Annotated in this window: 20 protein-coding genes; 14 read left to right on the plus strand and 6 right to left on the minus strand. The window is 42.4% G+C overall.

The features are described from left to right. Positions 1–11: 11 nt before the first annotated feature. Positions 12–2147 carry a TonB-dependent siderophore receptor gene (locus tag PSH50_RS03200; RefSeq protein ID WP_273609255.1) on the minus strand — a complete coding sequence of 712 codons (2136 nt, stop codon included), beginning with the start codon at positions 2145–2147 and terminating at the stop codon, positions 12–14. A 451-nt stretch (positions 2148–2598) separates the two neighbouring features. Between PSH50_RS03200 and PSH50_RS03205 the strand changes: the two genes are divergently transcribed. After that, positions 2599–3051, plus strand: coding sequence for a DUF302 domain-containing protein (locus tag PSH50_RS03205; protein WP_273609256.1), 453 nt, complete (start codon positions 2599–2601; stop codon positions 3049–3051). Positions 3052–3187: 136 nt separating this feature from the next. Here the strand turns inward: PSH50_RS03205 and PSH50_RS03210 are convergent, their stop codons facing one another. The 3 genes from PSH50_RS03210 to PSH50_RS03220 form a co-directional block, all read right to left on the minus strand. Then, entirely contained in the window at positions 3188–3664 is a 477-nt protein-coding gene (locus tag PSH50_RS03210) for an FKBP-type peptidyl-prolyl cis-trans isomerase (protein WP_273609257.1), read from the minus strand. Next, positions 3665–6088 carry a Lon protease family protein gene (locus PSH50_RS03215; RefSeq protein ID WP_241232299.1) on the minus strand — a complete coding sequence of 808 codons (2424 nt, stop codon included), beginning with the start codon at positions 6086–6088 and terminating at the stop codon, positions 3665–3667. It abuts the gene before it with no gap. A 77-nt stretch (positions 6089–6165) separates the two neighbouring features. Continuing rightward, a complete protein-coding gene (locus tag PSH50_RS03220; RefSeq protein ID WP_004585924.1) occupies positions 6166–6624 on the minus strand; it encodes a hypothetical protein in 459 nt (152 codons plus the stop codon). A gap of 174 nt (positions 6625–6798) precedes the next feature. Here PSH50_RS03220 and leuS point away from each other — a divergent pair, with 174 nt between their 5' ends. The 13 genes from leuS (at position 6799) to lipA (ending at position 19927) form a co-directional block, all read left to right on the plus strand. Beyond that, positions 6799–9387, plus strand: a complete 2589-nt coding sequence (leuS, locus tag PSH50_RS03225; RefSeq protein WP_029772179.1) for a leucine--tRNA ligase — start codon at positions 6799–6801, stop codon at positions 9385–9387. Beyond that, on the plus strand, positions 9388–9879 hold the full coding sequence (gene lptE, locus PSH50_RS03230) for an LPS assembly lipoprotein LptE (protein WP_024033758.1): 492 nt from the start codon (positions 9388–9390) through the stop codon (positions 9877–9879). Then, complete coding sequence (holA, locus tag PSH50_RS03235) at positions 9879–10916, plus strand: DNA polymerase III subunit delta (protein ID WP_248531094.1); 1038 nt, start codon at positions 9879–9881, stop codon at positions 10914–10916. The genes lptE and holA overlap by 1 nt, the downstream gene beginning before the upstream one ends. Positions 10917–10927: 11 nt before the next feature. Then, positions 10928–11563: a nicotinate-nucleotide adenylyltransferase gene (nadD, locus tag PSH50_RS03240; RefSeq protein ID WP_273586147.1), complete on the plus strand. Its 636-nt coding sequence runs from the start codon at positions 10928–10930 to the stop codon at positions 11561–11563. A gap of 54 nt (positions 11564–11617) precedes the next feature. Further along, complete coding sequence (gene rsfS, locus PSH50_RS03245) at positions 11618–11935, plus strand: ribosome silencing factor (RefSeq protein WP_024033760.1); 318 nt, start codon at positions 11618–11620, stop codon at positions 11933–11935. Positions 11936–11971: 36 nt separating this feature from the next. Continuing rightward, positions 11972–12442 (plus strand): 23S rRNA (pseudouridine(1915)-N(3))-methyltransferase RlmH, encoded by a 471-nt coding sequence (gene rlmH / locus PSH50_RS03250; RefSeq protein ID WP_004585918.1) that lies wholly within the window; start codon positions 11972–11974, stop codon positions 12440–12442. Positions 12443–12451: 9 nt separating this feature from the next. Next, complete coding sequence (gene mrdA, locus PSH50_RS03255; RefSeq protein ID WP_004585917.1) at positions 12452–14332, plus strand: penicillin-binding protein 2; 1881 nt, start codon at positions 12452–12454, stop codon at positions 14330–14332. Next, positions 14329–15435 (plus strand): rod shape-determining protein RodA, encoded by a 1107-nt coding sequence (gene rodA, locus PSH50_RS03260; RefSeq protein ID WP_004585916.1) that lies wholly within the window; start codon positions 14329–14331, stop codon positions 15433–15435. The genes mrdA and rodA overlap by 4 nt, the downstream gene beginning before the upstream one ends. Beyond that, the gene (locus PSH50_RS03265) at positions 15435–16199 is read left to right on the plus strand and encodes a septal ring lytic transglycosylase RlpA family protein (protein ID WP_273586148.1); all 765 of its coding nucleotides are present in this window, start codon (positions 15435–15437) and stop codon (positions 16197–16199) included. Before rodA ends, PSH50_RS03265 begins: the two co-directional genes overlap by 1 nt. Positions 16200–16511: 312 nt before the next feature. Further along, positions 16512–17672, plus strand: a complete 1161-nt coding sequence (locus tag PSH50_RS03270) for a serine hydrolase (protein WP_004585914.1) — start codon at positions 16512–16514, stop codon at positions 17670–17672. A 341-nt stretch (positions 17673–18013) separates the two neighbouring features. Further along, a complete protein-coding gene (ybeD, locus tag PSH50_RS03275) occupies positions 18014–18292 on the plus strand; it encodes a DUF493 family protein YbeD (protein ID WP_024033764.1) in 279 nt (92 codons plus the stop codon). 19 nt (positions 18293–18311) lie between these two features. Then, positions 18312–18965 carry a lipoyl(octanoyl) transferase LipB gene (gene lipB, locus PSH50_RS03280; protein WP_004585912.1) on the plus strand — a complete coding sequence of 218 codons (654 nt, stop codon included), beginning with the start codon at positions 18312–18314 and terminating at the stop codon, positions 18963–18965. Continuing rightward, complete coding sequence (lipA, locus tag PSH50_RS03285) at positions 18962–19927, plus strand: lipoyl synthase (RefSeq protein WP_004585911.1); 966 nt, start codon at positions 18962–18964, stop codon at positions 19925–19927. Before lipB ends, lipA begins: the two co-directional genes overlap by 4 nt. Before the next feature lie 64 nt (positions 19928–19991). On the opposite strand, the gene PSH50_RS03290 is transcribed toward lipA, so the two are convergent. Both PSH50_RS03290 and PSH50_RS03295 read right to left on the minus strand, forming a co-directional pair. After that, positions 19992–23120 (minus strand): efflux RND transporter permease subunit, encoded by a 3129-nt coding sequence (locus PSH50_RS03290; protein ID WP_273586149.1) that lies wholly within the window; start codon positions 23118–23120, stop codon positions 19992–19994. Positions 23121–23122: 2 nt separating this feature from the next. Continuing rightward, positions 23123–24355 carry an efflux RND transporter periplasmic adaptor subunit gene (locus PSH50_RS03295; protein ID WP_273586150.1) on the minus strand — a complete coding sequence of 411 codons (1233 nt, stop codon included), beginning with the start codon at positions 24353–24355 and terminating at the stop codon, positions 23123–23125. Positions 24356–24449 lie beyond the last annotated feature (94 nt).

The raw sequence follows: 24449 nt of genomic DNA on the forward strand, positions 1-24449 counted from the left end.
CTTAAATTGCTTTAAAATTTATAGGTTACTTGGCCTACTATTTCTCGTGGGCTGCCCGGGAAATGACCGTTACGCTCACTAAAGCCACTTACTGCGTATTCTTTATCAAATATATTATTAATATTTACGCTTAATAACACATCGTCAAAGCGAGAAGTCCAGCTCATATCAAATACAGTAAAGGGCTTAACTTTTTGGCCATCTTGGCTTATTTGCTCGCTTACGTAATTTGCGCCAAATGCTATAGACGAGTCGATGCTATCAAGCGCAAAACGCGACCATAAACCAGCTTGGTGGCGCGGCGCATTAGCAAAGCGAGAGCCATCACCGTAGGTGCTTGAAATAGTATCGCCGGTTACACCTTCAATAACTAGTGTATCGTTGTAGGCGTAGTTAGCTGTTAGCGTCCAGTGCTCGGTTAAATCGCCCACCAGCGTTGTTTCAAACCCGCGGCTTTCTACCTCACCAATATTTAAAAGTGCTGCAATGCCGTCACCCGCGCCCGTGTCGTCTGGGTTACTCATTACTACGTTTTCTTTATTAATTTGGTAAATAGCAAAGGTGCTCATAATTTTGCCATCTAGCCATTGGTTTTTCATACCAATTTCGGTTTGTTTACCGGTTTCTGGCGTTAAGTTGCCCTCGCCTTCTACATCTTCTTGGTCACCCGATGATGCTGGGTTAAAGCTTTCTGAGTAGTTTATGTATAGCGAGGTATTTTCAACAGGTTGGTATGTAACGGCCACGCGCGGTGTTACATCGTTATCTGAATAACTGTAACCAGTTTCTTTATTTAGCTCTTTAAAATAATCGTAACGCAGGCCGGCAATCACGGTCCATTGCTCGTTAATGCTTACAACATCTTGTACGTAAATGCCAAAACGGTCGGTTTCAACACCATCGCGGTTCATGTCGGTAAGGTTATATGTACTTGGGTCGGTTTCGCCGTAATTTAAGTCAAATATGTTTAAGTTAGCCACGCCATCCGCTTCATAACGGGCGCGTAAGTAATCGTACTCTGTATCAACTATGTGGTAGTCGCCACCAAATAATACTTGGTGTGCTAATTGGCCTTGCTCAAAGCTATAAACAAAGTCGGTGGTTAAACTTGTTTCTTCGTTGGCGCGGTATTGCTTTCGGTATTCGCGTTTAATGGTTTCGTCATCAATGTTTGCTTCACCATCGCCGTTTACATCTACCCAGCTTTGCGACTCATGGTAGGCTTGGTCGCGTTCGTTATCCATGTAACGCAGTGTGCTACTTACAGAAAAATCATCATTAAAGTAATGCTTTAGCTCGGCTTGCAGCACTAACGCTTCCATGTCTTGGTAGTCAAATGCTTCATTTGCGTTGTAACTAGGGTCAACTAAAAAGTTGCCATTATCATCTACCGGTACACCACGTAAGCGGTTACCGCCTAAGTCTTGCTTAATGTAATCAACAGTGGTGGTTAGTGTGGTCGAATCGGTTAAATCAAATAATAAACCAGCGGTAAACTCACTGTTTTTTGAATCTGCATTATTACGAAAGCTGTCTTGCTCTTCGTAATAACCACCTACTCTGTATGCCATGGTGTCGGTTAAACCGCCGGTCATATCAAGTGAGGCACCATGTGTGTTGTAATTACCAAGCGTTAGTTTTAGCTCTTTACTTTGCGTATAACTTGGCTTTTTAGTCACGTAGTTGATCATACCGCCTGGCTCACCACCACCATATAACGCAGAGGCTGGGCCTTTTAATACTTCTACACGCGCTACATTAAATAATTGCGGTACACCAAAGCCCGAGTAAGGGTCGCCGCGTACGCCATCGTAAAATACATTGGCATCGTCTCTAAATCCACGAAAAGTAACACCCGAATAACTGTACTCACTTACCCCGGCTATTGAGCGGTATAAATCGGTGATATCGCGCGCGGCTTGGTCAATAATAAGCTGCTCGGTTAATACCTGCGCAGATTGCGGTAATTTAATAAGATCTAAATCCGTTTTAGTCCCAATTTTACTTTCGGTTTCTAGGTAAAACTGCTGAGCACGGCCTGTTACTTCTATTGTTTCAATTTCGTTATTTTGCTCGGCAAATGCCACATTAGAAAAAGCAGAAAAAGACGCAGCAATACTAAGCGCCAAGTATTTTTGGTTAAACATGTTGATCCTGAAAAGAGGTGTATAAAACGCCGCGAATGATAACGACTATCATTACTATATGCAATGCAAATAATTTCATATTCATCCTTATGTTTCGAATTAATCGCAACTAAAATAGGTACTTAAAGACTTTTATGCTCACGTTTTATACATATCACCTTTGTGAAGTGTTGAACCAAATAAGGAACTCAGATAGTGTGTATTTTTCATACGCTTTATAATAGCAATTCGCATTAATACTTAATCATTGTGTGGGGCTAAACGTGTCGCTACTTGCGTTAAAAATTCTCTTTTACGACTGCATGGATGCAGAAGGTAGCGCAATGCAGGAGCAATTGCCGAGAACGACTAAATAGCGAATTTTTTGCCTAGCTATCAACACGTTTTTCTAGCATCAAAATAACCACTTAATTAAGCGAATTGGTATCAGCCTTTATATGAGGAGCAAACCATGTTAAACCGACTATTTTTAGGGGTTATTTTACTCTCGGCCACGGCCGTGGCGAGTGCGAATGACAGCTTAGTACGTTTTCAAAGTAATTATTCTGTTCAAGAAACGGCTAACCGTTTTGAAAAAATAGCCAGTAACAAAGGGATAACCATTTTTGCGCGGGTAGATCATAAAAAAAACGCTCAAAATGTTGATATGGAATTGGCCCCAAGTGAAGTGATTATTTTTGGTAATCCAAAGGTAGGCACACCGTTAATGCAGTGCCAGCAAAGTGTGGCGATAGATTTACCGCAAAAAGTACATATATCTCAAGACAACAATGGCCAAGTTTGGCTTACCTATAACAGCCCCACTTATTTGCAAGAACGCCACAATATAAAAGGCTGCGAAGAAGTACTTAATAAAATAGCTGTGGTGCTTAATAAGCTTTCTATGGCAACAGTGGCCAAATAATTAAAGTTATACCAAACCGCAATAATACTTAATTAAGCGAATTGGTATTAATATTAAATAACTTAAAAAAACTCAATAAAAAACCCGTTAGCTAACGGGTTTTTTATAAAGTTAATAACACTTTTTTACGCGTGTATTAAGACTCAATAGCCAAAAGCTCTACTTCAAAAATAAGCAGTGATGCAGGTGGAATACTGCCCACTCGCTTTTCGCCATAGGCTAATTGGTGCGGTACATAAAATATGTACTTATCGCCTGGGCTCATAAGTTGTAAGCCTTCGGTCCAGCCTTTAATAACTTGATTTAAACCAAAGCTTATTGGCGTTTTACGCTCTACTGAGCTGTCAAATACGGTGCCATCTATTAACGTGCCGTGGTAATGCACGTTTACTTTACTAGTAGGGTTAGGTGTATTTTCGCTTTCACCTTTGTGCAGCACTTTGTACTGTAAGCCTGAGCCGGTTTCTATTACGCCCTCAACTTTTGCGTTAGCGACAAGGTAGTCGGCTTCAATTTGCGCGTTAATGCCAGCTTGTTGCTTTGCTTTTTTACTATTTTGAAAAATTAAAAAACAAAATATAGCGATGATCACCGCTAAAATTATATTGATCATTTAGTGTTTTTCCTCATCTTCATCGGCTTCTTTATCTTCTTCGCTATCGCCATTAACTATGTCGGCTATGTCTTTTAAGCGTGCTAAAGCAATACCGTTAACAGAATCTTCTGGGTATTCGCCGTCAATAATATCGCCGGCATCAATATCCATTAATAAGTTAAGTGCTTGGTCTACAGTTTCTACTGCGTAAATATTAAATTTACCGCGCTCAACCGCTTCAAGTATTTCATCATCAAGTACTAAGTTAACTTGGTTAGATTTAGGAATAATAACGCCCTGCTCGCCTGTTAAGCCGCGCATTTTACACAGCTTAAAAAAGCCTTCTATTTTTTCGTTTACACCGCCAATGGCTTGCACATCACCGTGTTGGTTAATAGAGCCTGTAAGGGCAATAGACTGGCTAATAGGCAAACTGGTAATAGCCGATATAAGCGCACATAACTCAGCAAGTGAGGCGCTATCGCCATCTATATAACCGTAGCTTTGCTCTATAGCTATGTTAGCACTTAGCGTTAAACTAAAGTGCTGGGCGTATTTGTTACCTAAATAACCGGTAAGTAGCATTACACCTTTTGAGTGAATTGCTTTACCTAGTTCGGCTTCACGCTCAACATCTATTACACCATCGGCGCCGGCGTATACGGTGGCGGTAATACGCGCGGGTGTACCAAACGACGTATCGCCAATGTGCAGCACTGTTAAGCCGTTTACTTTACCAATGGCTTGGCCTTGTGTGGCAATAAGCGTGTGGCCTTCTTTTATATCGCTTAGCATGTTTTCGCTTATTTGGCCGGTGCGGTACTGCTTACCTTCAATAGCTTCATCAATATGATGCGCATCAATCAGTGTTTGCTTATCTTGCTTGGCGTAAAAGCTGGCCTCAGCCACCAGTTCAAGCACATCGGCAAAGCGCGCCGATAATTTATTATGGTGCTCTGCTTGGCGGTAGCTAAATTTAAGTAACCGCACCATGGCGGCCTCTGTGGTTGTGCACTTTAACGTTTGCTGGCAGTACTCACTCACTTTAGTAATAAATTGGTACTGAAGCTTATCGCTACTTGGTAAATAGTAATCAAAGTCGGCAAGTACTCTAAACAGCTCTGCAAATTCTTCATCGTACTCACCTATGGTGTAATACAAATCGCGCGAGCCTAATAAAATAATTTTTACATCAAGAGGAATTAATTGCGGGCGCAGTGTAAAGCTGCTGCCTACTGAGCTGTCTTGATACGGTAGGTCGTTTTTAATTTGGTGCGTTTTAAGCGAAAGCTTTAAACCATCCCACACTTGCGGGTTGGCCATTACTTTTTCGGCATCCATAATTAAGTAACCGCCATTTGCACGGTGCAATGCACCAGGCTGTATAGAGCGATAACTAGTTATAAGTGAGCCTTGCGATGTTGAATACTCAATTTTGCCAAATATATTGCCAAAGGTTGGGTTTGGCTCATACACCACAGGTGCGGCATCGTCTTCTTTAAATTCAACTAAAATATTAGGCGCAAAAAAGTCGGTAAGCATGCCCTTACGGTCAAAGTCTTCTTTGCTTTCTTCGCTTTCATCTTCATCGTCTAGCCATTCAAGTACTGCGTCAATTATTTCTACGCGAATATCTTTTAAGTAGCGCAGCACACCAATATGTGCAGCGTATTTATGCTCTAAGTCTTTTAATAGCGGCTTTGTAGCTTGCTCCGCTGTGGCTTTTTTAAGATTACGCTGTTTTTCTTTTGATTCGCGTTTCCAGCGAGGCAGCTCAATCAGCGCTTCAATTAAGGCATCTTCTAGTTTTTCTATTTTTTCAAAAAACTCATCACGAAGCTCTTCATCTAGGGCGGCAAATTCGTTATCGCTTAACTGTCTGCCTTCAACTAAAGGCGCAAAACCTACGGCGTTTTTCTCTTCTATTAGCGCTACGCTTTGCTCAAGCGCCATTTCTTCTACTGCGGTAATAGCGCTGTCGTAAGCGTCGTTAAATTCGCTCTCGATTGACTTTTTTTTGCGTTGATAAGCTGGGTTATCAAAAGCTGCCGGAAAGGTGTCGAGTACTTCATCTAAAAATGAGTCTATGTCGTCACTTAATTGCTTGCTTTGCCCTGCTTGCATAAATAGCGCAATTGGCTCGCGGTGGTCGTCGTAATTATTAACATACAACCACTCGTTAGGTGTGGGGCGATCTTTTGCGTGCTGTTTAAGTTTGTCTTTTACAAGTGTAAATCGGCCATGCGCGGCCTCACCCATTACATAAACATTGTAGCCTGGCAGCTCCATCCCAAGTGAAAAGTCGAGCGCACTTTGGGCGCGTTGTTGGCCTATAAAGGTAAGTTGCTCTGGGTATGGATTGCTCATACACGTGCTAACGTGATTAGTAGAAATGCTCGGTGCGAGCTGTGAAACAGATAATGGCAGCAGTTTTTTCGTCATTCTAACTTCTTTTTGTACCAACATACTCGCTGGCTTTGGGCGTATTAAGTGGCCTACAAGCCACTTAATACATATATTTAGGGTTGTAATGCCTTACGGCTAAAATAAATACCATCACATTCAATGCACGGTGTAATTTGTGTAGCGTGATAAATATCAAAACTATGGGTGCAATTCTTACATACTAATGTGCCCATGGCTATCCATTCGCCTGCGTGATACATCCCATTGTGCTTAAAATCTTGGCTAAGGGACTGCCATTCAAGCTGGGTTTTGTCTTCTATGTGTGAAAGCTCATACCATAACGACTCTTTAAGCTCTTGCCATGCAAGCGAATTATAGTGCGATTCGTTTTCTTGAACGTGTTCTATGTCGCGCTGCAAATAACTTTTATAGAGTCCGTATTTTTCTTTGCCTAGGTCTTTAAGTGCTTGCTCAGATTCAACAAATCGGGTCATTGCATCTTTTACTTCGTGATCTTTTACATCTTTTAGCCAATTAGTTAAATCGCTAAGCCATGTTTTATAATCTGCCATTTTATACTCCATCAAAATCAAGGGCGTGTTGGCCTTTAACATAGATAAGTATAGGTTAACCTGCACTGAAAGTGAGATTTTAACAAAACCGTGCTTATACGCTGTGATTAGGCTTTTATTTGGGGTATCCTATCGGCAATTTTTTATTAGTTTGCAAGAAGTCTGGAATCATAGATGCAAGAGCAATATAACCCGCAAGACATAGAGTCAAAAGTCCAAAGTTACTGGGAAGAAAACCAGGTATTTAAAGTCACCGAAGATGAGAGCAAAGAAAAGTATTACTGTCTTTCTATGTTCCCATACCCAAGTGGCCGACTGCATATGGGTCATGTGCGTAATTACACCATTGGTGATGTTGTTTCTCGTTTCCAGCGCCTGCAAGGCAAAAACGTTATGCAACCAATGGGTTGGGATGCGTTTGGTTTACCTGCAGAAAACGCCGCTATCAAAAACAAAACAGCGCCAGCTAAGTGGACGTACGAAAATATTGATTACATGCGTAACCAACTTAAGCAATTAGGCTTTGGTTACGACTGGGATCGTGAAATAGCCACGTGTCACCCAGAATACTACAAATGGGAACAATGGTTTTTCACTAAGCTGTACGAAAAAGGCTTAGTGTACAAAAAAATGTCAACGGTTAACTGGGATCCAGTTGATCAAACTGTACTTGCTAACGAGCAAGTTATAGATGGCCGCGGATGGCGCTCTGGTGCAGTGGTTGAGCAAAAAGAAATTCCACAGTGGTTTATTAAAATTACTGACTACGCACAAGAGCTTTTAGATGACTTAGACAAGTTAGAAGACTGGCCTGAGCAAGTTAAAACCATGCAGCGCAACTGGATTGGTCGCTCTGAAGGGTTAGACATTGAGTTTACGCGTACCGACAACAACGAAAAGTTTAGCGTATACACTACACGTCCAGATACATTTATGGGTGTAACTTACCTAGCCGTTGCCGGTGGCCACCCTATTGCGCAAGAAGCCGCTAAAAACAGCGATGCAATTGCAATGTTTGTTGAAGAATGCAAAAACACCAAAGTTGCCGAAGCAGACATGGCCACTATGGAGAAAAAAGGCATTGCAACAGGCTTTTACGCGACTCACCCATTAACGGGCGAGCAAGTTCCAATTTGGGTTGCTAACTTTGTATTAATGCATTACGGCTCAGGCGCGGTGATGGCAGTACCTGCTCACGACCAACGTGACTATGAATTTGCCACAGCATACGGCCTAGACATAAAACAAGTAATTGCACCGGTTGAAGGCTCAGAGCTTGAAGTAAATTTAAAAGAAGAAGCATTCACTGAAAAAGGCGTGTTAGTTAATTCTGGCGAATTTGATGGCCTTGATTTTGAAGGCGCATTTAACGCTATTGCCGACAAACTAGAAGCACTGGGTGTGGGTGAGCGTAAAGTTAACTTCCGTTTACGTGACTGGGGTGTTAGCCGCCAGCGTTACTGGGGTTCACCAATCCCAATGCTGAGCGACGAAAACGGTAACGAATTAGCCGCCACCGAAGAAATGCTGCCAGTACGTTTACCAGAAGATGTAGTTATGAATGGCGTTACTTCGCCAATCAAAGCAGACCCAGAATGGGCAAAAGCAACGGTAAATGGCGTACCAGCAACACACGAAACAGATACCTTTGACACCTTTATGGAGTCATCTTGGTACTACGCACGTTACTGTAGCCCGCGTCACGACGAAGGCATGCTAGACCCAGCAGCAGCTAACTATTGGTTACCAGTAAACCAATACATAGGTGGTATTGAGCACGCTATTTTACACTTATTGTATTCGCGTTTTTTCCATAAGTTATTACGTGATTTTGGTTTAGTAAATTCAGACGAGCCATTCGATCGCTTACTTTGTCAGGGCATGGTACTTGCCGAAACGTTCTACCGTAAAGATGAAAAAGGCGGTGACGTATGGATTTCGCCAAGCGATGTAAATACCGAAACTGACGAAAAAGGCCGCGTAACTAAAGCATGGCACAAAGAAGATGGTGAACCTGTGTTCTCATCGGGCATGAGCAAAATGTCTAAGTCTAAAAACAACGGTATAGACCCACAAGAAGTAATTGCCCAATACGGTGCAGATACTGTGCGTTTATTTATGATGTTTACCGCACCACCAGAGCAAACGCTTGAATGGTCAGACTCAGGCGTTGAAGGCGCGCACCGCTTCTTAAAACGTATTTGGAAATACGCAGTAGATGTGAAAACAGTTGGCTACCAAGCACTTGATAAATCAGCGCTTAGTAACCCACAAAAAGTACTGCGTCGTGAGCTACACAAAGCCATTGCAAAAGTGAGCGATGATATTGAGCGTCGTCAAACGTTTAACACTGCAATTGCTGCCATTATGGAGCTTTCTAATAAGTTATTAAAAGCGCCGTTAAACGATACGCAAGATGTTGCTATTGCTAACGAAGCATTAGAAGCCCTACTTATTATGCTTGCGCCAATTACGCCGCATTTATCGCACCAGTTATGGCAAGAGCTTGGTAAAGAGGGTGACATTTTAGATGCAGCCTGGCCTAAAGTTGACGAGTCTGCCCTTGTTGAAGATGAAAAATTAATCATCGTACAAGTAAACGGCAAACTACGCGCTAAGCTAACTGTAGCCGCCGATGCAACACAAGAGCAGGTAGAAGCACTTGCGTTTGCAGAGTCTAACGTAACTAAATTTACTGATGGCGCAACCATTCGTAAAATTATTTACGTACCGGGTAAACTACTTAACGTGGTAGCTAACTAAATGGTTAGCTTTAACACCCTTAAAAACACATTAGCCTTAGTGCTAATGTGTTTTGTGTTATCTAGCTGTGGCTTTCATTTAAAGAAAGCCTCTAGCCTGCCTGATAACCTTAAAACGCTTACACTTAAAGGTGATGATGAAAAATCATCGTTATTTTTAAACCTTAAAAAAGAGCTTAAAGCCAGTAACGTAGAACTGACACCTTCGGCTAAAAATGTTGCCCAGCTTTACTTACGCAAAGAAAGCATTGAGCGCCAAACCTTGTCGTTGTTTCAAAATGGTCAGGTGGCTGAATACGAGCTTGCCTACGGGGTAAGCTATGTTGTTAAACGCCCAGGCGAAAAAGCCATAGAAAAACGCTTTGAGCTTTATCGTAACTACCAAGACGACCCCGATCACGCACTTGCAAAAGCAAAAGAGCTTGAGCTGCTTATTAGCGAAATTCGTAAGCAAGCCAGTGGTCGTATTGTTAGAGAGCTGTCGCAACTATAATGCGCTGTTATGCTAATCAGTTACCGAGTGAATTAAATAAAGGTTTGAAACCCTTTTATTTAGTGTTTGGTGAAGAACCGTTTCAAGAAGCGCAATGTGTGCAGCAAATACGCGACATAGCAAAAGCCCAAGGCTTTGATGAGGTAATTAAATTTACCCTAATGCAAGGGTTTGATTGGCAAGAAATTATAGCTCAATATCAAAGCATGTCTTTGTTTAGTGCGCGCACTATAATTGAGCTTGATTTAAACCAACAAAAACCTGGCACCCCAGGTAGTAATACCTTTAAAAAAATAGTCGAGTTAATTAACCCTGATACCATTTTAATTGTAAAAGGGGCTAAAGCCAGCCAAGACGTACAACGTGGCGCCTGGTTTAAAGCGCTCGATAAACACGGTGTATTTGTACCGTGCTACCCGCTTGCAGGGAATCATTTAAAACGCTGGTTAGATGAACAAGTAGCGCGCCTTTCTCTGAATATGCAAAACGAAGCAAAACTGAGCTTAATTAACGCTACCGAAGGCAATTTGTTAGCGTGTTTTCAGGAGCTCGAAAAGCTCTCGCTACTGCATGGTAATGCCTTAATAACCCAGCAACTTGTGATGCAAGGGCTATTAAATCAAGCCAAGTTTGATATTTTTGATTTAAGTGATGCCCTATTAAATGGCCACGCCAAGCAAGCAATTAAAGTACTTAATAAACTGGCCAGCGATAACACCGAAGTGGTGAGTATTTTATGGGCTATAAATAAAGAACTCACCAGTTTGCTCACTATTCAGCAAGGGCTTTTAAATGGCGAGCCTATCGCACAGTTATTTAAAAAAAATGGTATTTGGAAAAACCAGCAAGGCCCAGTGCAAAATGCGATTAACCGCTTAAATATTAATACCCTTGAGCAAATAAGCAGTGAGCTTGCACTGTTTGATTCAAGCTACAAACAAGGTAACTTAATTGCGCCTTACCAAGCGCTTGCCCATATTTGTATTAAGTTTTGCCAGCCGCTTGATATTCCAATGCCTTGCCACGCACTTAACTAAAGATTTTTAACATGATTGCAATTTTTGGCGGCACCTTCGACCCCGTGCATTTAGGCCACCTAAATATGGCCTCACAGTGTGTAAATACATTTAACTTATCCACGTTGTACTTTATGCCCTGTGCCCTGCCCGCGCACAAAGCTGCGCCAGGTATAAGTACAGCGCACCGTATTAATATGCTCAATGCCGCTATTGCCCCTTACCCTCATTTTGCACTTGATTTAAGAGAGCTTAATCGCACTGGGCCCTCGTACTCATTGTTAAGTTTACAAGAGCTAAGAGCTGAGCACCCAGATACGCCAATTCTTTTTTTAATGGGCATGGACTCGTTTAATAACCTCGACAAATGGTATGAATGGCAAGCAATTACACAGCTATGCCATATAGTGGTTTATCATCGCCCGGGGCAAACATGTAACCCAAATGAAGCGCTTAAAAGCTATATTAGTAATGCCCACACTGAAGCGCCACAGCAACTTGCCGCACACAACTTTGGTAAGCTTTATTTTTTACCTGGTGAAACCCTTGATGCTGCCTCAAGCACTATTCGAGAGCAATTAAAAAAAACCAATAAAAATAATGAACTATTACCCGAACCTGTCAGTCACTACATTAAGCAACACCAGCTTTATCAAAGTGATGATTAAAACCCCCTAGCATGTTAAAATGCACGCTATTAAATTTAAAATTGAGACAATACCTTGGATTCGAAACAACTACTTGCCTTTGCACTAGACAAAATTGACGATATGAAAGCACGCGACGTGGTACAACTAGACGTACGTGACAGCTCAGACATTACCGATTACATGGTTGTGTGTTCGGGTACTTCTAAGCGTCATGTGCAATCAATTGCTGATAACGTAGCAAAAGAAGCTCGCCACGCTGGCGAAGAACCTTTAGGTTACGAAGGTCAAGACGAAGGCGAATGGGTACTGGTAGATTTAGGTGATGTAGTTGTACACGTGATGCAAGATCACGCACGTAGCTATTACGATCTAGAAAAACTGTGGGGCTAAGCGCCACTATTTTTTAATTGAGCTTGGAAGTAATACGTGAAAATACAAATGATTGCCGTTGGCACAAAAATGCCAGCGTGGGTAGAAACCGGATTTGCAGAGTACCAACGCCGTTTTCCTAAAGATATGGCGCTTGAGTTAATAGAAATTCCGGCCGGTAAACGCGGTAAAAATGCCGATATTAAACGCATTTTGCACACCGAAGGTGAAAAAACCTTAGCCGCTATTCCAAAAGGCAATCGCATTGTTACCCTAGAGGTAACAGGTAAACCACTTGATACTCACCAACTTGCTAAAAATATGGAAAAGTGGCAGCTCGATGGCCGCGACGTTAGTTTGCTTATTGGCGGCCCTGAAGGGTTAGCCCCTGAGTGCATTGCCGCCTCTGAGCAAAAGTGGTCGTTATCTAACTTAACGTTACCGCACCCTTTAGTGCGTATTATTGTTGCCGAAAGCCTATACCGAGGCTGGAGCTTAAATAACAACCATCCTTATCATCGCGAGTAACGCCTTGTTATGATTAAGCAAAGACCCACAATACGCGACCATTCCGCTGAGGCAAACTTATTTGCACGGCGCGCATTTGTGGGTTTTATTTTTGTTTTAGGCTTAGTGGCAATTTTGCTTTCTAATCTTTATACCATTCAGGTAGAAGAACACACCGACTATCAAACCCGCTCTAACGATAACCGTATTAAAGTCATTCCTATTGCGCCAAACCGTGGCCTCATTTACGACCGCAACGGTGTACTGCTTGCTGAAAACAAACCCGTTTATAACCTCGAGGTTATTCCTGAAGAGGTCGATGATTTAGCTAAATCGCTTGAGCAAGTTAGCAAAATAATTACGATTACCGAGCAGCAAAAAAAAGACTTCATTGATGACATAAAGCATACACGTCGTTTTAAGTCGCAAGTCCTAAAAGCCCGCTTAGATGAAACCGAAGTGGCCCAATTTGCGGTTAATCAGCATAAATTTCCGGGCTTTAGCATTGAAGCGCGCCTTGCACGCTTTTACCCATATGGCGATACGCTAACCCATGCATTAGGCTACGTTGCAAAACTAAACCGCAAAGAACTTAATAAGTTAGAACAAGAAGACCAAGCCACAAATTACCGCGCTACGCACGATATTGGTAAGCTTGGCATAGAAAAATATTACGAGCAGCTTTTGCATGGCCAAGTCGGCTCTCAACGCGTTGAAGTAAATAACCGCGGCCGTGTTATTCGCACATTAAGTATGACCCCCCCACAGCCAGGCAGTGATTTAGTACTTACCTTAGATATAGGTTTACAACAAATAGCCCAACATGCGCTTAAAGATATGCGCGGCGCGGTTGTAGTAATGGATGCCAAAGATGGCGGCGTATTAGCACTTTATTCAAACCCAAGTTACGACCCTAATTTATTTGTCCATGGTATTAGCAGTAAAGATTATAAAGCACTGCTAAACCCCGACCGCCCTCTAATTAACCGTGCCACTCAAGGGCGCTATGCGCCAGCTTCCACAGTAAAACCGCATATGGCTATACTGGCACTTGAAGAAAACATTGTCAGTGAAAGCACCTCGGTGTGGGATCCTGGTTTTTTTCAAATACCGAATGTTGAACATAAATGGCGCGATTGGAAACGTTGGGGCCACGGCCATGTAGATGTTTACAAAGCGATTGAAGAGTCGTGCGATACTTACTTTTACGATGCGGCATACCGCTTAGGCATAACAAAAATTAGTAATTTTATGGCGCGCTTTGGCTTTGGTGACTTATCGGGAATAGACATACACGAAGAAACCACAGCCATATTGCCCTCAAAAGAGTGGAAAGAAGGCCGCTTTAAAGAGTCGTGGTGGCGTGGCGATACTATTTCAGTGGGGATTGGCCAAGGGTATTGGACTGCCACCCCTATTCAAATTGCTAACGCGACTAACATATTGGTTAATAAAGGCATAAACCACCCGCCGCATTTAGCACAAGTGGCTAAAAAAGAAGACCAAGTGACGCAAATTAATAACGAAGAAAAACCGCCAGTGGTACTTAATAACCCTGATAACTGGCGTATCGCGCTCGATGCCATGCACAATACCGTAAAAAAAGTAACAGGAACGGCCCACCGTGCTTTTAAAGGCGCTAATTATGACCCTGCGGGTAAAACAGGCACAGCGCAAGTAGTGAGTATTGCCCAAGGTGAGCGTTACGATGCAAAATCACTAAAGGAGCGCCAACGCGATAACGCGATTTATATTGGTTTTGCTCCGTATGACGACCCTAAAATTGTGGTTTCAATTGTGGTAGAAAACACCGGTGGCGGCAGCTCTGTGGGTGCCCCTATTGCACGTGAGCTAATGGATTACTATTTTGCAGCAAACCCAATAGAAGTTGCTAGGAATACAGCGCAATGACCGTATTAAACACCCAGCGCTCGATATGGATGCGCATGCATTTAGACTTACCGTTACTAATTGCCTTATTACTTATGATGGCAGGCAGTATCACCATAGTATATAGCGCAAGCGGCCAAGACTCGGCCATGATGATCCGCCATATCACCCGTATGGGCGGCGCTATTATAGGCATGATAGTGCTTGCACAGTTCTCCCCCGCGACACTTAAACGCTTAGTGATCCCCCTTTACTGTGTTGGGTTACTCATGTTGGTGGGCGTATTGCTCTTTGGCGTGAGCTCAAAAGGCGCTCAGCGCTGGTTAAATCTAGGTATTACTCGCTTTCAGCCCTCAGAACTGATGAAGCTGGCGGTCCCTATGATGGTGGCTTGGTATATTGGCCGAAACCAACTTCCGCCACGTCCATTACACCTAATTATTGGCTTTGTCATCGTGATGCTGCCTACCTTATTAATTAAAGAACAGCCCGACTTAGGCACCTCAATTTTGATTGCCAGCTCAGGAATATTTGTGTTGTTTTTATCGGGTTTAAGCTGGCGTTTAATTGGCTTTTTAAGCTCGGTTGTAGCACTGGCTGCATGGCCATTTTGGCACTACGGTATGCACGACTACCAAAAGCAGCGCGTATTAACGTTTTTAGACCCAGAGAGCGATCCGCTTGGCTCGGGGTATCATATTATTCAATCCAAAATAGCCATCGGCTCAGGTGGTATAGAAGGTAAAGGCTGGTTGCAAGGCACGCAATCACAACTCGAATTTTTACCAGAGCGCCATACCGACTTTATATTTTCGGTATTAAGTGAAGAGTTTGGCTTATTTGGTGTGTGTGTTTTATTAAGCCTGTACTTATTTATTATCGGCCGTGGTTTATACATTGCAGTAAACGCGCAAGATGCGTTTGGTAAATTATTGGCCGGCGCCCTTACCCTCACCTTTTTTGTTTATATTTTTGTAAATATAGGCATGGTATCGGGCTTGTTGCCTGTTGTAGGTGTACCTTTACCCCTTATTAGTTATGGCGGCACCTCTATGGTGACGTTAATGGCCGGATTTGGCATTATTATGTCAATTGCGACAGATAAAAGGATGCTTTTAAAATAATGAATAAGCCTACCCAGCTGTTATTTATTTCAGCCTTAATATTTATGTTAAGCGCATGTAGTAGCGGCTCTAATAGTCGTTATCATATGGAGCACGATGCCGCACCTTTACGCGCGCCAACCGCACTTGAGATGCAAGATGCCGTTGTGGTGGATGTTAAAAAAAGTGCCAGTGCAAGTCGCCCGTACGAGGTATTAGGCAAACGTTATACGCCAATGCTTGATGAAAAAGGGTATACAGAAGAAGGGATCGCTTCGTGGTACGGCCGTAAGTTTCATGGTTACCATACCTCAAACGGTGAAATTTACGATATGTTTGCCATGAGCGCTGCGCATAAAACCTTACCTCTGCCAAGCTTTGTACGCGTTACTAATACTGCCAACAATAAATCGGTAATTGTACGTGTAAACGACCGTGGGCCGTTTCATGATGACAGAATAATAGATCTTTCGTATGCTGCTGCTTATAAATTAGGCTACTACACTCACGGTACAGCCAAGGTTAAGCTAGAGGCGATTACGCTCGACAGCATTCCTGCACGTAAAACATATATACAGGTAGCTGCGGGTAGTACGCTTAGCAATATTGAAGCATTAGCTTCTACATTACGCCTGCAGTATCATGTACCTACTAATATAGTAAAAGCAGACAACATATATCGTTTGCATTTGGGCCCGATTAAAGATGCCCAGCATGCACAAGACGTATTAAAAAAATTAAAACAAAACCAATTTCAAAACGCGTTCTTGCTTTACACTCAGTAAGACAAATACCTAAACCACGCCAAAATGTAGGATTCAGCGTTGTATTGGGGCTTAAAATCTAGGTATTATTTTTTTAAATGGCAATCCCTTTTAAAAAATAACAACAGAGAAAATCAGCCTCAGTGAAACGCCCTAAAGCGTGGTTTAAAAACGATTTATACTGCGTTATTGATTTGAACAATAGAGTGACTATTATTGACAATCAATGCCTTGTCTAAGTTGTTTTTAATTCCAACGACGCTCGCATCTCGGGGTAGTTTGGGTATAAGATGGACTAACGCGAATTTTTAACTTTAACCATTAATGAGTATGATGAAATCAATTAAACATAAAATCCTCAAAGGTGTATGCGGCTTAGTTTGCACAGCCGCCGTATTTTCAGCCAGCGCCCAAATTATTCCGGCTCCACCTCAAATTAATGCAAAAGGTTATTTTTTAGTAGACTTTACAACAGGTAAAGTTATTGCTGAAGGTGAAGCTGATACAAAGCTAGCCCCTGCAAGCTTAACTAAAATGATGACCAGTTATGTAATTGGTACAGAAATAAACGCCGGTAACATTGCACCAACCGATATGGTTACAGTGAGCGAAAAAGCCTGGGCTAAAAACTTCCCTGAATCGTCAAAAATGTTTATTGAAGTAGGCAAGCAAATAAGTGTTGATGAGCTTAACCACGGTATTATTATTCAATCTGGTAATGATGCGTGTGTAGCCATGGCTGAGCACATTGCAGGTAGCGAAAGCGCATTTGCTGATTTAATGAATGCCCATGCCGCAAAATTAGGCATGAGCAACAGCCACTTTATTAATAGCCACGGTTTAGATACAGACGAGCATTACACTACCCCACGTGATATGGCGACCCTAGGCGCTGCACTTATTCGTGATGTACCTGATGAGTACGCACTTTATAAGCAAAAATCGTTTACTTACAACGGTATTAAACAATATAACCGTAACTCTTTGTTATGGGATGAAAGCCTAGATGTTGATGGCATTAAAACGGGTCACACATCAGAGGCAGGTTACAGCTTAGTAACGTCTGCGACTAAAAACGACATGCGTTTAATTGCGGTTGTTATGGGCACATCAAGCGAGCGCGCACGTAAAGTAGAAAGCAAAAAACTACTTAACTACGGATTTCGCTTTTTTGAAACAATTACACCTTACAAAGCAGGCGACAGCTTTGCAGAACAACGTATTTGGATGGGTAATAAAGAAAATGTATCGTTAGGCATTTTAGAAGATACCCCAATTACCATTCCACGTGGTCAACATAAAAACCTTAAAGCGAACTTTGAGCTAGACAACACGCTTGAAGCACCATTAGCGAAAGGCACTAAAGTAGGTACGTTATTCTTACAACTAGAGGGCGAAGACATTGCACAATACCCACTAGTTACACTTGAAGAAGTGGAAGAAGGCAGCTTCTTTAGCAAAATTTACGACTACTTACGTTTACAAATTATGTAAACGTAAAAATAACCCGACAGTCGATGGGTTGTTAGACGAAGCGCCTCTGTTATGAGGCGTTTTTTTTTGCTTGAAAAATGCTAGAATGCGCCCCATATAAGCAGGATCACCCTAAACCTGCCAGTCACGCTTAGCGTTATACCAATTCGGTTAATTAAGTAATCTATTTTGAGGCTGGAAAAACGTGTTGATAACTTGGCTAATAAATCGCTATTTAGTTGTTCTAAATGAGCATTTTTAACGCAGGTAGCAACACGTTTAGCCCCGCAAAATGATTAAGTCTTATTGCGGATTGATATTATCTCACGTAGCCAACATTTTTTGTTTGAGGAGTCACCGTCGTGGTTCAACCTGTTAAAAATACTAAATTTGATGAGTACCTTGAGTACCCATGTCCGTTCACATTTAAAGTTATGGGTTTAGCAAACGTTAACCTTACGGAACAAATTTTAGCTAAATTACAACCTATTGCACCTGGTGACTACGCACCAAAAGTAAAGCCAAGCAGTAAAGGCAATTATGAGTCGGTAACGTTTGTTGCCACAGTGACAAGCGGTAAACACATAGAAGAAATTTACAACGTGATCAGCAACATTGATGACGTACGCCATATGCTTTAAGCCATAGTTGAGACTTGTTGTGAACGAAAACACTTTAATCGTACGCCAACTAGGCCGTCAGCGTTACATGCCAATTTGGCAAAAAATGCAAGCCTACACCGACACCCGTGACGACAGCTCGCCAGATGAAATTTGGCTTGTAGAGCACGAGAGTGTATTTACACAAGGCCAAGCTGGTAAAGATGAGCATTTACTCGCCCCTGGTGACATAGAAGTCATAAAGGTGGACCGTGGCGGGCAAGTTACTTACCATGGCCCCGGCCAACAAATGATGTATGTATTATTTAACTTGCGCCGCCTAAAAATTGGTGTTCGCGAGCTTGTTACTTGGCTTGAAGAGTGCATTATTGATACCCTTAATGAGTATGATATTAAAGCCTACGCAAAAGCCGATGCACCCGGTGTGTACGTAAACGACAGTAAAATTGCATCATTAGGATTACGTGTTCGTCGTGGTTGCTCGTTTCATGGATTAGCATTAAATGTTAACATGGACTTAAGCCCGTTTTTACGCATCAACCCGTGTGGTTATGCCGGCATGAACATGGTGCAAACGAAAGAATTAAACGGCCCTCAAAACTTAGCACAAGCAGGTGAAGGGCTGGTAAAACACATGATAAAGAAGCTTAATGCAACACAGGTTAAGCATACTGAAGGGTTTGAAAACGAATGAATAAACCAGTCAAAATGGAACCAGGTGTAAAACTACGCGACGCAGAAAAAATGGCGTTGATCCCCGTTAAAGTTTTACCTACAGAAAAAACTGAAATGTTGCGCAAGCCAGAGTGGCTTAAAATTCGCTTACCAAAATCTACCGAGCGTATCGACGGTATAAAACAAGCTATGCGTAAGCACGGCTTACACTCAGTATGTGAAGAGGCGTCATGCCCTAACCTTTCTGAGTGTTTTAACCACGGTACTGCTACCTTTATGATTTTAGGTGCTATTTGTACTCGTCGTTGCCCATTTTGTGATGTTGCCCATGGTCGCCCATTAAAACCTGATGCAGCAGAGCCTGAAAAGCTTGCACTGACAATTAAAGACATGAAGCTTAGCTACGTGGTTATTACCTCGGTTGACCGTGATGATTTACGTGATGGCGGCGCACAGCATTTTGCCGATTGTATTCGCGAAATCCGTAAGCACAACCCAACCATTACTATTGAGATTTTAGTGCCAGATTTTCGTGGTCGCATGGACCGCGCACTGGAAATTTTAATTGAAACACCACCTGATGTGTTTAATCACAATCTAGAAACTGCCCCGCGTTTGTACAAGCTTGCGCGCCCGGGTGCCGATTATAAATGGTCGTTAGAATTACTTCGTCGCTTTAAAGAAGCGCACCCAGAGGTAAAAACTAAGTCTGGCTTAATGGTTGGCCTAGGTGAAGAAATTAGTGAAATAGAAGAAGTATTACGTGACCTACGTGCGCATAACGTTGACATGCTTACCGTTGGCCAATACTTACAGCCTTCTAAGCATCACTTGCCAGTTAAACGTTACGTGCCACCAGCGGAATTTGACGCACTGAAAGAATACGCTGATGAAATTGGCTTTACGCATGCTGCCTCTGGCCCATTTGTTCGTTCAAGCTATCACGCTGACCAACAAGCTGCAGGTAAAGAAGTAAAATAATTACTTTTTAAAACGCATTAAAAAAGCCCTTAGCAATTAAGTTGCTAAGGGCTTTTTTGTCGGTTTAATTTTTACCACTGCGTTTAAGTATATAATAAAACACAGGTGTAAGTATTAAGCCAAATACCGTTACGCCTATCATGCCAGAAAATACCGCAACGCCCATAGCTTGGCGCATTTCAGAGCCTGCTCCCGATGAAAACACCATAGGTACAACCCCCATAATAAATGCTATTGAGGTCATTAATATTGGGCGTAATCGCAACCGGCTCGCCTCTTTAATGGCATTAAATGCATCCATACCGGTATCTTGCAGCTCTTTTGCAAACTCAACAATTAAAATAGCGTTTTTAGTGGCAAGTCCAAACAACACGATTAGGCCAATTTGGGTGAAAATATTATTATCACCACCATAAATAGCCACACCAATCAGCGCACTTAGCAATGTCATAGGCACAATTAAAATAATAGCGACCGGCAAACGTAAGCTTTCGTACTGCGCTGCTAAAACCAAAAATACAAGCAATACAATAAGTGGAAATACATACATTGAAGTATCGCCCGCTAAAATTTGCTGATAGGTTATGTCAGTCCACTCATACGCAATACCCATTGGCAGTGTTTCATCGAGTATTTTTTCTATTGCGGCTTTAGCTTGGTCAGAGCTATACCCTGGTGCGGGTACGCCGTTAACCTCAGCCGTAACATAGCCGTTATAATGCATTACTCTATCTGGCCCTAAACTATGCTCAATACTAAGCACTGCGCCAAGGGGGATCATATCGCCATTTTTATTGCGCACTTTTAATTGCTTAATTTGCTCTACATCTTCCCTGTAGGGTGCATCTGCCTGCACATTTACCTGATACGTGCGACCAAATAAATTAAAGTCGTTCACATAAACTGTGCCCAAATAGCCTTGCATCGTTTCAAACAAGGTGTTTATTTCAAGCCCTAAGCTTAGTGCCTTTTTACGGTCTACCTTTACATCTAGCTGCGGTACGTCGGTTGTAAAACTGGTAAACGCATTAGCAAGAGCGGGATCGGCTTTAGCCTTAGCAATTACTTCATTTGTTACTTGCTGCAAGGTGTCAAACCCTAATGAACCTCTATCTTCAAGCTGCAGCCTAAAGCCACCAATAGTGCCCATTCCCCTTACTGGAGGAGGCGGAAATATAGCAACATTAGCGCCTTTTATTTGACTAAGTTGTTTATTTAAATCTTCCGCTATTTCAGCTGCCGACATGCGCGGGCCCTGCCTCTTTGAAAACGGCTCTAACGGTGTAAACATCATCCCCGAACTTGGGTTTATAGATAAACCATTAATGCTTAAACCTGCAAAGGCGACGGCGTCACTAACGCCTGGGTGCGCCCTGATTATCTCTGACATTTGGCGAACCACCGCTTCAGAGCGATCTAGCGATGCTGCATTAGGTAATTGCGCAAAAGCGACGAGATACATTTTATCCTGCGGCGGAACATACCCTGTTGGCGTATTTTCAAACTGCTGCCACGTTAAGGCCAGTAAACCAACGTATAGCACACCAATTATGCCGCCCTTATGCACTATTCGGCCAACGGCTCCTGTGTATTTACCCGAGGCTTTATCGAACATTTTGTTAAAAGGCGCAAATAACCAACGGCCAAATAATTTATTAATGGCACGGCTTAACCAATCGTTGTCTTGCCCATGAGGTTTGAGTAATAACGCAGCCAGCGCGGGGCTCAGCGTAAGCGAGTTAATGGCAGAAAGCACTGTTGAAATAGTAATTGTAAGAGCAAATTGACGATAAAATTGCCCTGTTAAACCGCTCATAAACGCAGTAGGAATAAACACCGCAGCAAGCACTAAAGTAGTGGCAATAATAGGCCCTGTTACTTCTTTCATTGCTTGAGTGGTTGCATCAATGGGGCTTAATCCCTCACTGATGTTTCTTTCAACGTTTTCGACCACAACAATGGCATCATCAACAACAATACCGATTGCTAACACCAAGCCAAATAACGACAACGCATTAAGTGAAAACCCCATTAAGTGCATAAAAGCAAAGGTGCCCACTAATGAAATTGGCACTGCCACCAGCGGAATAATAGATGCTCGCCATGTTTGTAAAAACAGCACAATGACCAACACAACTAATAAAACCGCTTCAAATAATGTATCGACTACGGCTTCAATAGAGCCCCTTACAAATACGGTAGGGTCATACACTATTTCATAGCTCATACCCTCTGGAAATAGCGCCGACAGTTCAGCCATTTTAGCGCGCACATCGTCAGAAATTTGTAATGCATTAGAGCCTGGCGCTTGAAAAACAGGCACAGCGGCAATGGATTCATTATTAAGAAGTGGCCTAAGGGTATAACTATCTGCACCTAGCTCTACTCTAGCAACATCTTTTAGCAGTGTAATTTCGCCGTTATCGCCCGTTTTTACGATTATTTCTTCAAATTCATCTTGCTCTATTAAGCGCCCTTCTACATTGATAAGCCATTGAAACTCACTGGTGCCTATGGGTTGTGCGCCTAGGCTTCCTGCCGCAGCTTGCTGATTTTGCGAGCGAATAGCATTGACTACATCACTTGGATTTAAATTGAGCGCCGCTAATTTGTTAGGCTCTAGCCACACACGCATACTGTAATCGCCTGCGCCAAATACACGTACTTGGCCCACACCATTAATGCGCTTTAGCTCATCTTTTATAAATTGATCGCTATAATTAGACAGGTACAAACTGTCGTATCGCCCTGTAGGCGAAGTTATGTGTACCGCGAGGGTAAGGTTGGGTGATGACTTTTCGGTGACTACACCTAGCCTTTGTACTTCCTCTGGTAGGCGAGGTATTGCTCTATTTACCCTATTTTGTACCAAGGTAGTTGCTTCGTCAGGATCGCTCCCTATCGCAAAGGTGACTGTTAATGTCATGGTGCCGGCAGAGTTTGCAAGCGATGACTGGTACAGCATGTTTTCTACGCCGTTTATCTCTTGTTCAAGCACTGTGGCCACGGTTTCGGCTATTACCTTAGGATTGGCACCTGGGTAGTTAGCTGTAACAACAACTGTTGGGGGTACTACATCTGGGTATTCTGTAATAGGTAATTGCCATATGGCTATGGCACCCCCTATAAAAATAAGAATAGATAAAACCGCTGCAAAAATAGGTCGGTGAATAAAAAACTGAGAAAAATTCATTATTACATGCCTATTTCAAGTGTTGGCTCGGCATTAGCTAAGCGGTTTTGATTATCAACCTTTTGCTGCCATGCTTGTAACTCGTTTAAAGTACTTTGCTTTGCCATATTAATTAATTCTGGCTTAATGAGTACGCCAGAGCGCACGCGCTGCAAGCCATTAACTACTATGCGTTCGCCGCTTTTTAAACCTTGTTTAATAACTCGTAGCTCACTCACTTTGTCGCCTAAAGTAATGGCGCGGTATTGCACTTTATTTTGCTCATCAACCGTTAAAACGTATTTATTATTTAAATCGGTACCAATGGCTTTCTCTGCAATTAAAATACCTTGCTCAGTATTACCCCCTGCTAATTTTAAATGGGCGAATAACCCAGGTAAAAGCGCGCCGTCTTGATTATTAAATACAGCCCGCACGCGTAATGTACCGGTTTGGGTATTTACTTGGTTATCAACAAAATCAAGCTTGCCCCAGTGGTGGTAATCTTGCTCATTCGCTAAACGCATCGCCACAGGTAACGCGGTAGGTTGATTGTTATCAAGCTGCTCTTGTTGATAGTTAAGCCATGTTGCTTCATCAATATCAAAATAGGCATAAACCTGCTCTGTAGAGACAATAGAGGTCATTACAGTTTGCCCTGCACTGACATAGTTGCCCTCGGTAATTAACGCACGAGACACTCGCCCAGAAATAGGCGCTTCTACGCGTGTAAAGGTTTTGTTTAGCTGTGCAAGCTCAAGGGATGCATTACTTTGTGCTACGTAGGCATTTGCCTGGTCAACCTCTGCACCTCGGGTCTCTAATAACTCTTTAGATATTGATTTACTTTTAAATAGCTCTTTAGCTCGATTAAAATCTTGCTTTGCTAGTTTTAAGCGGCTTTTTGCTTCATCAAGTTGCGCTGTTAGGCGGTTTACTTGTGTATTAAATTCGCGGCTATCAATTAAAAATAAGGTGTCGCCTTTATTTACCAGCTCACCCTCTTCAAATACTGCCGCTTCAATATAACCAGATACGCGAGGACGCAAAGACACTATTTGCGGCGACTCTAGCCGCCCTGTAAAGCTATCCCACTCGGTTATTCGCTGACTTATTACTTCGGCCACTTCTACGGCCACCCCTAGCGTAGAATCATCATTACTTTGAATAGAACTTGGTTTATCGCTGCATGCACCCAGTATTATCGCCAATAGCGCAATAATAAACGTGTATGTAAATTTATATATAGCTGACATGGTTAACTCTCTTGCTGTACGAGTTGTGTTAAAATCTGCTTATATTATGAACGCGACTAAAGCATAAAAATAATTATATTATTGTATAAAACAC

This window comes from Pseudoalteromonas sp. Angola-7, assembly GCF_028599255.1.
GTDB lineage: Bacteria > Pseudomonadota > Gammaproteobacteria > Enterobacterales > Alteromonadaceae > Pseudoalteromonas > Pseudoalteromonas atlantica.

What these genes read in the sequence shown, in the direction of transcription:
- PSH50_RS03200 (WP_273609255.1), bottom strand. Translation starts at nt 2,147, where the DNA reads ATGTTTAACCAAAAATACTTGGCGCTTAGTATTGCTGCGTCTTTTTCT.
- PSH50_RS03205 (WP_273609256.1), top strand. Translation starts at nt 2,599, where the DNA reads ATGTTAAACCGACTATTTTTAGGGGTTATTTTACTCTCGGCCACGGCC.
- PSH50_RS03210 (WP_273609257.1), bottom strand. Translation starts at nt 3,664, where the DNA reads ATGATCAATATAATTTTAGCGGTGATCATCGCTATATTTTGTTTTTTA.
- PSH50_RS03215 (WP_241232299.1), bottom strand. Translation starts at nt 6,088, where the DNA reads ATGACGAAAAAACTGCTGCCATTATCTGTTTCACAGCTCGCACCGAGC.
- PSH50_RS03220 (WP_004585924.1), bottom strand. Translation starts at nt 6,624, where the DNA reads ATGGCAGATTATAAAACATGGCTTAGCGATTTAACTAATTGGCTAAAA.
- leuS (WP_029772179.1), top strand. Translation starts at nt 6,799, where the DNA reads ATGCAAGAGCAATATAACCCGCAAGACATAGAGTCAAAAGTCCAAAGT.
- lptE (WP_024033758.1), top strand. Translation starts at nt 9,388, where the DNA reads ATGGTTAGCTTTAACACCCTTAAAAACACATTAGCCTTAGTGCTAATG.
- holA (WP_248531094.1), top strand. Translation starts at nt 9,879, where the DNA reads ATGCGCTGTTATGCTAATCAGTTACCGAGTGAATTAAATAAAGGTTTG.
- nadD (WP_273586147.1), top strand. Translation starts at nt 10,928, where the DNA reads ATGATTGCAATTTTTGGCGGCACCTTCGACCCCGTGCATTTAGGCCAC.
- mrdA (WP_004585917.1), top strand. Translation starts at nt 12,452, where the DNA reads ATGATTAAGCAAAGACCCACAATACGCGACCATTCCGCTGAGGCAAAC.
- rodA (WP_004585916.1), top strand. Translation starts at nt 14,329, where the DNA reads ATGACCGTATTAAACACCCAGCGCTCGATATGGATGCGCATGCATTTA.
- PSH50_RS03265 (WP_273586148.1), top strand. Translation starts at nt 15,435, where the DNA reads ATGAATAAGCCTACCCAGCTGTTATTTATTTCAGCCTTAATATTTATG.
- PSH50_RS03270 (WP_004585914.1), top strand. Translation starts at nt 16,512, where the DNA reads ATGAAATCAATTAAACATAAAATCCTCAAAGGTGTATGCGGCTTAGTT.
- lipA (WP_004585911.1), top strand. Translation starts at nt 18,962, where the DNA reads ATGAATAAACCAGTCAAAATGGAACCAGGTGTAAAACTACGCGACGCA.
- PSH50_RS03290 (WP_273586149.1), bottom strand. Translation starts at nt 23,120, where the DNA reads ATGAATTTTTCTCAGTTTTTTATTCACCGACCTATTTTTGCAGCGGTT.
- PSH50_RS03295 (WP_273586150.1), bottom strand. Translation starts at nt 24,355, where the DNA reads ATGTCAGCTATATATAAATTTACATACACGTTTATTATTGCGCTATTG.